Source organism: Paenibacillus sp. UMB7766-LJ446, from assembly GCF_030226665.1.
Classification (GTDB): Bacteria; Bacillota; Bacilli; order Paenibacillales; family Paenibacillaceae; genus Paenibacillus; species Paenibacillus vandeheii.
In genome coordinates this window covers 17,908-30,803 of the sequence record NZ_JASOYM010000026.1, presented here as the reverse complement: position 1 = coordinate 30,803, position 12,896 = coordinate 17,908, and the positions used below count along the sequence as shown (strand labels likewise).

At 47.8% G+C, this 12,896-nt stretch carries 9 protein-coding genes; 6 read left to right on the top strand and 3 right to left on the bottom strand.

Annotated features, from left to right (window positions below):
• Positions 1-121: 121 nt before the first annotated feature.
• Positions 122-880 carry a tryptophan-rich sensory protein gene (locus QP794_RS32685; RefSeq protein ID WP_285080793.1) on the bottom strand — a complete coding sequence of 253 codons (759 nt, stop codon included), beginning with the start codon at positions 878-880 and terminating at the stop codon, positions 122-124.
• A gap of 716 nt (positions 881-1,596) precedes the next feature.
• Between QP794_RS32685 and QP794_RS32680 the strand changes: the two genes are divergently transcribed.
• Positions 1,597-2,544, top strand: a complete 948-nt coding sequence (locus QP794_RS32680; protein ID WP_285080796.1) for an arsenic resistance protein — start codon at positions 1,597-1,599, stop codon at positions 2,542-2,544.
• 117 nt (positions 2,545-2,661) lie between these two features.
• On the opposite strand, the gene QP794_RS32675 is transcribed toward QP794_RS32680, so the two are convergent.
• Together QP794_RS32675 and QP794_RS32670 are read right to left on the bottom strand one after the other, a co-directional pair.
• Positions 2,662-4,293 (bottom strand): response regulator, encoded by a 1,632-nt coding sequence (locus QP794_RS32675; protein WP_285080792.1) that lies wholly within the window; start codon positions 4,291-4,293, stop codon positions 2,662-2,664.
• Positions 4,294-4,298: 5 nt separating this feature from the next.
• Positions 4,299-6,125, bottom strand: coding sequence for a cache domain-containing sensor histidine kinase (locus QP794_RS32670; protein ID WP_285080791.1), 1,827 nt, complete (start codon positions 6,123-6,125; stop codon positions 4,299-4,301).
• A 143-nt stretch (positions 6,126-6,268) separates the two neighbouring features.
• Here QP794_RS32670 and QP794_RS32665 point away from each other — a divergent pair, with 143 nt between their 5' ends.
• From QP794_RS32665 to QP794_RS32645, 5 genes are all read left to right on the top strand, one after another.
• Positions 6,269-7,150: a carbohydrate ABC transporter permease gene (locus QP794_RS32665; protein WP_024632174.1), complete on the top strand. Its 882-nt coding sequence runs from the start codon at positions 6,269-6,271 to the stop codon at positions 7,148-7,150.
• Positions 7,151-7,987, top strand: a complete 837-nt coding sequence (locus tag QP794_RS32660; protein WP_024632173.1) for a carbohydrate ABC transporter permease — start codon at positions 7,151-7,153, stop codon at positions 7,985-7,987. It begins immediately after the preceding gene.
• A 402-nt stretch (positions 7,988-8,389) separates the two neighbouring features.
• Positions 8,390-9,688, top strand: coding sequence for an ABC transporter substrate-binding protein (locus tag QP794_RS32655; protein WP_079348791.1), 1,299 nt, complete (start codon positions 8,390-8,392; stop codon positions 9,686-9,688).
• A 410-nt stretch (positions 9,689-10,098) separates the two neighbouring features.
• Positions 10,099-10,719, top strand: coding sequence for a TetR/AcrR family transcriptional regulator (locus tag QP794_RS32650; RefSeq protein WP_024632170.1), 621 nt, complete (start codon positions 10,099-10,101; stop codon positions 10,717-10,719).
• A gap of 76 nt (positions 10,720-10,795) precedes the next feature.
• Complete coding sequence (locus QP794_RS32645) at positions 10,796-12,814, top strand: alpha/beta fold hydrolase (RefSeq protein ID WP_285080788.1); 2,019 nt, start codon at positions 10,796-10,798, stop codon at positions 12,812-12,814.
• Positions 12,815-12,896 lie beyond the last annotated feature (82 nt).

Sequence of the window (12,896 nt, the reverse complement as noted above, 5' to 3'; positions counted from 1 at the left end):
TCCCCTCCAAGTGTCACTTGAACCCTCATGATAACATGAAGGTTTTTTCAAGTGTCTACTTAAAGGGGATAATACCACACACCTGACTAGAATCGGCTTTTTTTATATAAACAGATCGGGATTAATCCCGATCCTGATTACGGGCGAAGAACAGCCATACCGCATAAATGGCCAGTACGATCGCAATGATAATTGCCGTATAATATACGGAAGTAACGTCTTTTTGTTTGAGTGCGATGGCAATGTATGCCCATGTAAAGACAAGTGGGTACACACTATCCCGGTAAGGAAAGCTCACCAGTACAGCCAGCACTAGACCTACAATTAACATAATGATAGTCCAGGTGGGTTCATTGAGTCCGAAGCCATCCCAGCCGACTTTATATAATAGTACAGCCGCATTGATAATGGTTGCCACACTAACCCACCCAAGATATATGCTGAACGGCAGCTTCACAAGCCAGATTTCGGCAGTTGTGGGAAGGGTGATTGCACGTGTCTTTACATACAACATGATCAGGGATAGCAGCAGCAGAATTATGACGATTAATGCGAGGCCGATTTTGAGATTTTGAAAAGCAAAGATCCACGCTACATTAAAGGCACAGCTTGCTAGAAACCAGTAACCGAGACGGGTAATGGAGTCCCTTTTCCACGAAGAGGGAACGAATTGATAGATGACAAAGCCTGCGAGCAGCAGATAGATCAGTCCCCATATGGAGAAAGCATAGCCCGAAGGGGTAAGCAATACAGGGTACATATCCGAAACTTCCTTGTTGGTCCTGCCTCCGATCGGCAGTGCGTTGGAAAGGTAGTTTACGACGATAACAGCGATAAACCCAATCGCGTTTAACCACTTGTATGGATTGTTACGTGACATTGTGTTTCCTCCTTGGTTTAACAAAAATGAATGAACCACGGGTCAGTCTACAATGAATTACCCAGTTCTTTTGCATTCTAATAAGAAGCCGCAAAAAATTCACAGGATCGTGGTCGGGCTATCCTGCGGTTTGCCGCTCTCTTATTCTCTTTGCTACGTCTCAATGTACGCTGGTTGACGCAGAAATATGTTCAAATCCCAAGGACTTCTTTCTTATTAATTTTAGCTGGTAGGTTTATCTATATTCGTTCACAGCGATCTGCTATACTCAAATTTAGGACAAATGTAATCGGTGGGAAGACACGGCGAAGCTGCTCCGAAAGGAGGTGGAGCCGTGTCCCTTGATTTGATCGTGAAGATTCTGGACGCTTTATTAAAGATCGTCAGTATTTGTGCTGGCGTGAGAACTTTATTCAGCGTAAAGAAGACACGTAAGAACAAGAAAAACCACCGACGATAGGTTGGCCCCTTAATTCGGTGGTTTTTCATGCATTTGAAATTCGCGCCGTGGTCACCCATCGGTCTTTTGTCTGGATATCCGCAATGTTAGCGCATTGCGGATATTTTCATATTACCCAGAACTGCTCTCTAATATGACAATAACATATACTACAACTCACTACAACTCACTATAAACGTACGATTATTACTTTGATGTTATGGCATAATGCTAATTTCTCAGAGGGAGAGGAAGAAGGTTGTTTACAAGAGAAACGATGGAGAAGCAGCAAACGTGGTTTTATATCGCTGCCCTGTTCGTAGGAGCGGCGATTGGGCTGGGTACCTCTGAATGGGGAACAGCGCTGCATTATACGGTTTCCCCTGTGCTTGCCATTTTGCTATATAGCATGTTTGCACAGATTCCTTTTTTACAGCTAAAAGAATCCTGGTCCAACCTGCGATTTATTGGTGCTTTGCTGGTCGCTAATTTTATCATTGTACCTGTTGTTGTGTGGTTGTTAACCCTGGCATTTCCGCAACCTCCTGCCGTACTCATAGGCGTTTATCTGGTGCTGCTTACCCCCTGCATTGATTACGTCATTGTTTTTACACAGCTGGGCCGGGGCAATGAGAAATTGATGCTGGCAGCAACGCCAATCCTGTTTGTTATACAAATGGTTTTATTACCGGTATATTTGTGGTTGTTCATTGGGAAGGAGGCAGCACAGGTCATGCAGGTGGGGCCTTTCGTGGAGGCTTTTCTGTTCCTGATCGTAATACCGTTACTGTTGGCTATTCTTACGCAAGTCGTGACTCGAGGCAAAGCCGGAGGAGAACGGGTAATGAACGCGACCGCTTGGCTGCCTGTACCCATGATGGCTCTGGCATTGATTGTCGTTGTCGCATCGCAGATCGGGAAGGTTTACAATGATTTTGCTGTAATTGTGGATGTTCTGCCCATCTATATTATTTTTCTGATCGTTATGCCCTTCCTGTCACGAATCGTTGCGGCTCTATTCCGATTGGATACAGGCGCAGGCAGGGTTGTTATTTTCAGTGCAGGGACCCGAAATTCGCTCGTCGTTCTGCCATTGGCGCTAGCACTGCCCCCAGAGTGGGCCACAATTGCTGCCGCTGTAATTGTAACCCAGACGATTGTGGAATTGGCGGGTGAGTTGATCTACATTCGTATTGTTCCTTCCGTCATACTGCGGGATCGCTGATCCCTTAGAAAAGGAAAAGGAGCCATCCCAGAGTCATAACATGACGGGATGCCCCTTTTACAGTTCAACGAATAGCGCACGTTTTATTTAGTGAATTTTCACATTTCCGGAGACTCATTAAGCATTTCCGTCAGACAACGTTTTGCGGTACTCCCCCGGTGTGATGCCCTCCATTTTTTTGAACACTTTGCTGAAATACTTCTCGTCCTGATAGCCGACCATCTCCGAGATCTTTGCAATTCGCAGGAAAGGGTTCTGTAACAGCAGCTTGGCGTTATTGATTCGCAGCTTGCCCAAGTACTCTGACCAGTTTAGCCCAAACTGCTGCTTGAATTTACGTGAAATATATTCGCGACTCAGGTAGAACCGTGCAGCAATCTGCTGCAGAGACAGGTCCTCCTGATAATGGGCGTCCATATAACGCGCAATCTCACTCATCGGGTCCGGTGTGGCGTGATGATGTGCAGTGAGGGCCTTTCCGGCTGCGAGCAGCCGCTGTTCCAGCAGGGAGCGAAGCAAGGGCAGCGATAACAGTCCTTCACGATCCAAAGGTAACTCGGCGAATGGAATCGGTTGTTCTTCTATCGCTTCATCTTCCTCCTTCGGTGGGGCGCCTGCGGCATCGTCGAGCCAGCGGCCAATCATCCATTCCATTTCATCCACCCATTGCTGTATCTGCTCCGCTGTTACTATATCGAGCCGGGTGATGGGTTCCAACCACTCTGCAACCGCATTGGACACGCTGGTAGCGCGCCCGCTCATGGATGCGAGTCGTAAGGACTCCTCAAAGGCGGATAACCGCAGCCCCTTGTTTCCGATGGAGGACTCCAATGTATCGTGAATACACCGCTTCATTTGCAAAGCATTGCGTCGCCATAACCGCAAGCTTGCTTCCTGATATGCTCCCGAGGTTCCGGTAGGGTGAAATTCACAGCTGGATATTCCAAAATGAAGGCGGCGCTGGATGGTCTGCTCCAGACCATCATTCACTTTTTCGAGAATGGTTTGCAGGGATGAACACTGACCCCAGTACAGGAGAACGATCTCATCCGGTTGCTCAAGCTGGCGGAACACGACACCTTCGGCAGGTGGGGATAACATCTCTGCACAGATATTCAGCACGGAGAATACGAGCAGATCAGGCTGGCTGCGATATTTTGCCAAACATTGAGCATCGAGATGGGAAAGGCTGGTGACAGCTACACTGCAACTGTCGATCTGCTTGGGCAGATTTAATTCATCCCGCAGCCGCTGGAATTGGGTATTGTTGCTTCCACGTCCAACGACAAGCTCAGTGAGCAGTCTGTCATGATAATGCGGACGCATCTGATTGACCACCATGGATTGTCTTGTGGACTGCATCCGAACGGCATCGGCTTCTTTCCAGGCATCGACTGCCCTAAACAAAGATGAATTCAGTTCGTCTGCTTCTACTGGCTTGAGCAGGTAGTCCGTACCACCATATCGAATCGCATGTCTGACCAGTTCAAAGTCATCATAACCGCTGATAACCAGTACCTTGCTATGCGGGGCATGAACAGATATCCATTCAAGCAGAGCCATACCATCCTTGCCAGGCATTCGCATATCGCTGAGTACAATTTGCGGTTGATGGGCCGTGATGGCAGCGACCGCTTCGTGACCATCTGCCGCTTCATACAAGGTATCAATTCCTGCGGCTTCCCATTGACCAAGCAGCTTAATTGCATCGCGGACGTGTTTTTCATCATCGACAATCAAGGCTTTCATGTTGTTCACTCTCCCGCGTATAGTTTGACTATAATCTCCACACCATTCGGTTCCAGATTGCTGATCGTAAGCGTCGCATTGTATCCCGGAGGTGAGTTCAGTTGGAGTCTGCGCATCACGTTACGTAGTCCGATCGACTCGGTCTCGTCCATTTCCTGAGAGGAATCGGAGGATGTGGATGCCAGACGCAAGCTACGCTGGATCTCGGACAACTTCTCTTCCGGGATACACGGTCCGTTATTTTCCAGATGAATCTGAATCCAGTTGTCAGTCGTTCGGTGACTGGATATGCGTATCCTGCCTTTGCCAGGTTGAACATCGGTCCCATGCTTGAAGTAATTCTCAATTAAAGGTTGTAAGGTCATTCTTGGCATTTCGGCACGCAAGGTATTTTCGGCAAAATCCAGTTCGACCTCCAGGCGGTCACCGAACCGCTCTTTTTGAAGTTCCAGATAGAGCCGTGCATGCTCGGCTTCTTCGTGCAAAGTGACCCGAGTCTGGTCCCGCATGCTGTAGCGCAGCATTTTGGATAGGGAAGAGAGCAGCACATACACCCGCTGTCCTTGCTGTTGAAGCGCCAAAGTACCGATGGATTGCAATGTATTATACAAAAAATGGGGATGAATCTGGGCTTGCAGCGCTTTAAGCTGATTCGTTTTATTCGCAATTTCCAGGCGATATTCCCGCAAAATCAAATTGTTCACCGTATCCATCATATCCCGGAAATGACGAGACAGCACACCGATTTCATCCCGACTCGTTAACCGGATATCCACATGCAGGCGTCCTGCCTGAATCTGATTCATATAACGCATTAATTGCTTCAGGGGTCCGGTGATGCGGATCGAGATGAACAGGGTTGCCACAATGACCAATAACAGCGCGGCAAGGGCGATCATGGCGTTATTCCACGTTAATGTGGTGGCACTTGCGTACAACGTTTCATTCGGAATCTGTTTCACAATGGTCCAGTTGGCAAATGGACTGCCTAACTGCTGGTACACATACATCGAATGATCTTGTTCAAAATGCCCTGACGCGGTCTGTACTGTCCCTTTGTCGGAACGTGCCAAATTGAGTTCAGTCGCCGCCTCCTGTCGTAATGCTTCCGTTCCACTAACTTCCGACTTTCCTTCGTAAATAATCTGGTTCTGATTGTCGATGACATAGATCTGTTCCTTTGCCGGATCATACAATCTGCTGCAAATTTCGGCAATGGTATCCATGTTCAAATCGATGGCGAGCGCACCCAAGCGTTCGGTCGAAGGCACATCCTTGATCACACGGTGGAGGGTGATCACTGTTCTTGGAGGGTCATCTGCTGACGCCGCCTTAAAGCCGTAGGAATGACTAAGATGCGCTGATTCGACCCAGATATCCGGACTTTTATTGTCCGATTTTCCATGAAGCGTGTCGGAGTAGGCCTGTTTGCGCTCTTCCCGCTTCGGGAAAGGATTTGCAATCAATGTCGATTGATTGGCAGTAAAGGAGTGCAGATATAGCTGGAATACATCGGGCACAGCCGAGCGTATCGTCTGCAGGGTGGTGTATACCTCGGCAACTGCGCGATAGTCGCCGGGGATTTTCGCCAGATTCCGCAGAAAATTCGGATCATTGTACACAGCCAGCGATGCTCTTGCCACGTTATCCACGTAATTGTTGAGATTGGTGGACGCCTGAAAGATCAGGCGTTTGTTCTCGGCGACGGCCTGCTCGCGCAGGGCGGTCTTGGTCTGGATGAACGTCATGCTGATGGATGCCAGCAGCGGAATCGTTGTGGCAATGAGCATAAAAGCAATTAGCTTGGTGCGAATACTGTAGTATTTTGACATCGTGACACCCCTTCTGGTTGCAGGTTAAGAAAGGACAATATTTTACACCCAACTGTTCACCAGGGTCGGTGTTTCCCTGAACGAGATTGGGGTTTAATAGAACAAGAGACCAATTTCATCCATCTATAGAAGGGGAGAACGATATGAAGCATCGCAAATCTTCACAGCTGTTACAGCAGCTTGTGTTCGTGGGTCCCTCCATCGTCTTTTTTATTCTCATTATCGTGGTCCCTTTCCTGCTTGGCATGGTGTATTCCTTTACCGACTGGAACGGGGTGTCAGCGAACATTCATTGGGTAGGATTCGACAATTTCAAGCAAATTTTCTCGAATGATCCCAAGTTTCTATCTGCGTTTTGGTTTACGGTACGCTTCACCTTGGTAGGTGTAATCTTGACCAATGTGATCGGTTTTTTCCTGGCGTATTTCCTGACCAAACCGCTCAAGACGAGAAACTTTCTGCGCACGATCTTTTTTATGCCTAACGTGATCGGTGGATTGTTGCTCGGCTTTATCTGGCAGTTCATATTTGTGAAAGGGTTTTCAGCAGTGGGCGACGTAACCGGATGGTCCTTCTTCAACCTCCCATGGCTGGGAGATGAACCGACCGCCTTCTGGGGTATCGTCATTGTATTTGTCTGGCAGACTGCAGGTTATCTGATGGTCATCTACATCTCGTCCTTGACCAACGTATCACCCGATCTGCTGGAAGCTGCTGAAATTGATGGTGCCAGCCGCTGGCAGGTACTGCGCAGCATTATTTTCCCACTCATTATGCCGGGAGTCACGATCTGTCTGTTCCTTGCCATCTCCTGGTCATTCAAAATGTTCGATCTCAATCTGTCGCTTACCAAAGGCGGACCGTTTGGATCAACAGAGTCGGTAGCACTGAATATTTACAATGAGGCTTTTGTTAACAATCGGTACGGCATCGGTACAGCCAAAGCACTTGTGTTCTTCGTAATCGTTGCCATTATCACCATGATTCAGGTGCGTGTGACGAAGAGCAAGGAGGTGGAGGCATAGATGGATACGTCAAAAAATTATCGTTTCAGTACCATTGTAACCGAGATTGTTATGATACTCATTGGTTTAATGTTCCTGGTTCCGTTTTACTTCCTGTTTGTCAATTCGGTCAAAACATTCGGTGACCTGCTTACCAATTCGGCCGCATGGCCGGAAGTGTTCCAATGGGGCAACTATGCGAATGCCTGGGAGAAAATCAAATTCCCGTCAGCGCTGATGAACTCGCTCATCGTCACCGTAGTCAGCAATCTGCTGCTGGTGTTGATCAGCTCCATGGCCGCCTACCGAATGGTACGCAGCGATACCCGGTTCAACCGGATTTTGTTCGGCATGTTCATTGCCGCCATGGTGATTCCGTTTCAGTCTATCATGATTCCACTCGTTACTGTAACCAGTAATCTTGGACTGATCGACAGTCTGTTCGGGCTCATCATCTGTTATCTCGGTTTTGGCGCACCGATGTCCATCTTCCTGTTCCACGGATTCGTCAAATCGGTTCCGCTCGAAATTGAGGAAGCGGCACGAGTGGATGGAAGCTCCGCTTACGGCGTGTTCTTCCGGATTGTATTCCCGCTCATGAAGCCGATGTATGTTACCGTCATTATCCTGAATACACTTTGGATCTGGAATGACTATCTGCTGCCATCCCTGATTCTGCAAAGCTCCAATTTGCGTACCATTCCGATTGCGACCTTTGCGCTCTTCGGACAATATACGAAGCAATGGGATCTAGCCCTGCCTGCACTGGTGCTTGGCATCATGCCAATTATCATCTTCTTCCTGCTGATGCAGAAATACATCATTCAGGGGATTACCGCCGGATCAGTTAAAGGGTAAGTGCGAGGGGGTTGTGCGGCTCCGGGATCATGTGCGCTTTCGGTCGCTGTTGCTCCTCGGTGGCCTGAATGAATTAAGGCAAGGAAGCCACCGAGTATCAAAGCGAGCGCTTCGCTCCTCCAGCGCATCATGATCCCTCCGCTCCGACCTCGCACGGAGGTGTGCAAAGGGAGTCATGCCCAGATAGCATGGGCCTGACTCCTGAAGAGAAATGAACAAGTGCAAAAAGTTCAAAAAGGGAAGAGCAAGTAAGAAAAGATGTAAAGGAAAATGGTAAGGCAAAGAGGTATGCAAGAGCGGGCCGCTCCGGGATCATGTGCGCTTTCGGTCGCTGTTGTTCCCCGGTGGCTGCATAAAGCCAACAAGCTGTTATACTGAAACTACTATAGGGAGAGTGTATGTATGAAAAGAATGACCAAGTTGACGTTGCTTATGCTAATTGCTTTTTCCGTAATGCTCGCAGGTTGTGGCAACGGAGATAAGAGTGGAAGTCCTGTCAACACAGACGCTCAAAGTGGCGGAGAGGCTGCTGCCGGAGAGAAAACCATTAAAATCTTTCAATTCAAAGTCGAAATTGCGGAAGCGCTTAACCGTCTCAAGGCGGAATATGAGTCCTCCCATCCAGGCATCAAGCTGGACATCCAGACCGTGGGCGGCGGCAGTGACTATGGCGCTGCACTGAAAGCCAAGTTCGCTTCAGGCGAACAACCGGACATTTTCAACGTTGGTGGATATCGTGAACTGGACACATGGCTCGAATACCTGGAAGACCTGTCAGGTGAGGCATGGGTAAAAGATGTGCTTGATGTTGCCAAAGAGCCGATGACCAAAGACGGCAAACTGTATGGACAACCGCTGGCGCTGGAAGGTTATGGCTTCATTTATAACAAAGACCTTTTCCAAAAAGCAGGCATCACTGAAATTCCAACCACATTGGAACAATTGGATCAGGCTGCACAGAAACTTCAAGCCGCAGGTATTACCCCGTTCTCCAATGGATATCAGGAATGGTGGGTACTCGGCAATCATAACGTAAACGTGGCATTTGCGAATCAGGCAGATCCGGTGAAATTTATCCAAGGCCTTAACGAAGGCACAGAGAAAATCCCTGGTAACCAAGTGTTCACAGATTGGATGAACATGCTCGACTTGACGCTGAAATACAGCAACAAAAACCCACTGACAACTGATTACAATACACAAGTGACTCTGTTTGCAAGTGGAGAAGCGGCGATGATGCAGCAAGGGAACTGGACTCAGGTACAGATTGATGGAATCGACCCTGATCTGAATCTCGGCATTCTGCCAATGCCAATTACGAATGAACCGAATGACAAATTGTTTGTTGGCGTACCGAACTACTGGGTTGTGAACAAGAATTCGCAAGTGAAACCGGAAGCGAAAGAGTTCCTGGAATGGCTCGTGACATCGGATATCGGTAAACAATACATGACCAAAGAATTCAAGTTTATCCCTGCGTTCAGCTCGATTCAGGCATCCGAAGAGGATCTGGGTGACCTCGCAACTGATATTATGAAATACAGTCAGGAAAATAAAACGTTAAGCTGGAACTTCAACCGTTTCCCTGAAGGTGTTCCACAAGAATTTGGCAGCACGATTCAAGCGTATGTGGCAGGCAAATCGGACAAAAAAGCCCTGCTTGATGCGTTGCAACAAAACTGGGATAGTCTGAAAAAGTAAACGAACACGGATCACTTATCCGTATAAGTAAAGTATGAGGGATAACAACCTTGAATCGTTATCCACATACTAGTATCCACAGGCTTGAAGTCATTTCGCAAAATGATTTGGATAAGTAGCCCACTCCAATAGGTCAGCCAGAATTCCATTCTGGTTGGCCTTTTTTTTAGTTTTGGCACTCCACGATCGCGGATCGGAAGAATACAATAAAAAAATGCTTCAGAAATGTGGATAACCCGATCATATCTAGCCCCTCATTGACATATTTAACACAGGGTTAATACTATATGTGGATATCCTGTGTGTACAACGTTCCAAATGTGGACAAGTGCGACAAATTTCGGGCAAAGACCATCTTTTGTTAACGGCAAAACTTGTATTTGTTTAATTAGTACTGTATAGTTCTAAATATGACAAATGAAAAATCAATCTCCGGATCTTTAAAATCCAAGAGTTCCAATCCGGTCAATCGGACCAAGGCAGTGGAAGTAGCCGCTCAGTTATTTTTGCGTCAGGGATACAGCTATGTCAGCATGGATGAGGTCGTGCGGGCTAGCGGGGTATCCAAATCGAATATCTATTACCATTTTAAAAACAAGGAAGAATTGCTCCAGGCCGTGGTACAATACTGGATTGCTCAGTATGAATCAGAGCTATACCTGCTGCTTAGTCAGCGGGAACGAGAGGTGACGGAGCGGATTTATTCGTTTATAGCGTTACTCTCCGCAGGCATGGAAGGGCGCGATTATAAAGGAAGCTGTCCCTTTATTACACTGTACATGCAGACACCAGCCAGCGCACCCGAGGTAAAGGAAAGCATAGCCCGTTTCTTCCGTGAGCTGCAGCCCATAATGGAAAAGCTGGTGCAGCAAGGGATGGATCGTGGGGAATTCCGCAAGGGGATTGAGCCGGGGCCAGCGGCTGCATTATTTATTGCAGCTTTGGAAGGTTCACTTGTACTCGCGGAGACTGCACGTGATATAGGAATTATTGAACAATCAGCACGTACATTTTGTCAGATGCTTCGGTAAACGAAGCTCTTTTTTTGAGTATAACTAGTACTATATAGTACTAAAATAAATGTTGATGAAAAGGGAGAGATTAGAAATGAGTGTACATACTTCGTCATTTTCAAACGCAGAACGTAAGACTGAAACTAATTCGGCTAAGAACAACATAGCGACTGAATCAAGAACTATTTTGATGACGGGCAGTACCGGATTTATAGGTAAAGAGGCAGTAAAACAACTTTGGAACAGTGAGGCGCAGTTAGTGCTGCTTGTGCGCTCTGAATCCAAAGCGAGGATGGTTCTGAATGCATACGGAGTAACGAATTTCAGCCGGATAACCTGTATTCAGGGGGATTTGTCAGCTCCTGGCCTCGGCCTAACCAAAGCCGATCGTGAGCGTGCTCTTCAGGCCAACATCATTATTCATGCAGGTGGAACGATGGATGTCACATTGCAACCGAAGGTGGCAGAAAAGATTTTTATGAATGGAGCAAGAGGCATTGCCGAACTCGCCGAAGATATTCAGCGCAAACACGGATTGAGGCACTTTATCCACGTGGTTGGTTTTATGAGTCCATATGGAAGGAAGAACTCTCCGCCCATATCATCAGCCAATGGAGATGCTGAGGATAAGTCGAACAGACAGAAATCATGGATGAGCAAAGCGTTCCATTCCGAAAGTGCCTATGAGCATATGAAATTCGAAGCGGACCGTTATATTCGACAGCACGCTGAGCAGCATTCATATGTCTTATCTGTTGTAAACCCGAGTACGGTCGTCGGTCCATATCCCACAGGTGCAACTGAACAAACCGGCGGAATTGGCATGATGATACAAGCGATGAGAAGGCGTAGAATGCCGGTGATTCCTGGTGGCCTACAGCATTGGCTGCCCCTTGTATCCAATGATGTGGTGGCACAGACTCTCGTTTTTCTAACTCAGGACAGCAATCCATCCGGCGGCACATATCCCTTGTTGTCCAGAAAAGCCGACAGTCCGGATATGAAGGAACTGATTCGGTTACTTGCGGCAGAGTTGGATGTATCTGCACCTCGATGGTCAGTGCCTCTGCCCATGATCCATGCAGCGATGAAGGCTGGTGGCACAAAGATCAGCGGAATACCGCCCGAATCAATCGCGTTTATTACCAAACAAGAGTTTGAAGTGCAGCAGACGGAGCGGTTATTTCAGCGAATGGGACTAAAGTTGCCTGAAGTTAGCGAGCTATTGCCTTACGTGACAGCCGATTTAGATTATCGTTTCAGCTATCCTGCACAGAATGATCTGCCTCAAGGCTGGACTCGGACGCGCAAGGGCAATCTGGCGGTGCTGGTCCATGAGGGTCAGGGTGACCCATGGGTGATTGTTCATGGTTTGATGAGCAGTGCTGACGATATGATTCCTCTGGGAGATGCGTTATGGAGTATGACGGGAAACCCGGCATGGCTTGTGGATCTTGCCGGATTTGGGCGTTCTCCAGTTCATCGGAACAGGGGAAAAGGGATGGCTTTCAAAGGACAGGTCGAGGCGGTTCGAAGTGTTCTGAATGAGGTACAAGGTCCAGTCAAACTGATAGGACATTCCGTTGGGGCAGCTATAGCCGCAATGGTCATGCAGGAGAGTGTGAGGGAACATATTCAGCTCGCCATGCTGCAACCCGTGTGGGGAGAATCGAAGGACAGAATACAGCGCCTGATATCAAAGTTCCCGAGAAGAATGCTGCAAGGAATGTTATCACGGATGACCCCACAGCAAGTGGTCGAGCAGCTAAAGAGCACAGATGCTTCTGAGATCAATCCAACCCTGCTGGAAGGCTATGCGAGGAGTGCTTCTTCTGGTTTGAAGTCTCCCCGCATCGCAGGAGCGAATGCTGATTTGCTCCACTGGATACAGTTTCATTCCAATGATAAAGTGTCGCAGACAAGTGCAGATGCGCAGCGCACACTCATGATGTGGGGGACAAACGATAAGGGATACGCGCGCCCGGAAAATCTCCATTCATCCGTCCAACAAGTGGAACTGCCCTATGGACACCAATTTCCCCTGTTTCATGCGGAAGAAACAGCTTCACTGCTTGTGGAATGGCAAGTGAAGGGAAGGTACGCGAAGAAATGAAGTGTGCATTCCCGAAATAACACAATATTCAGGTCGCTCAAGAACAAAATGTTACAATATATTACACATACAGTTAGTTAAA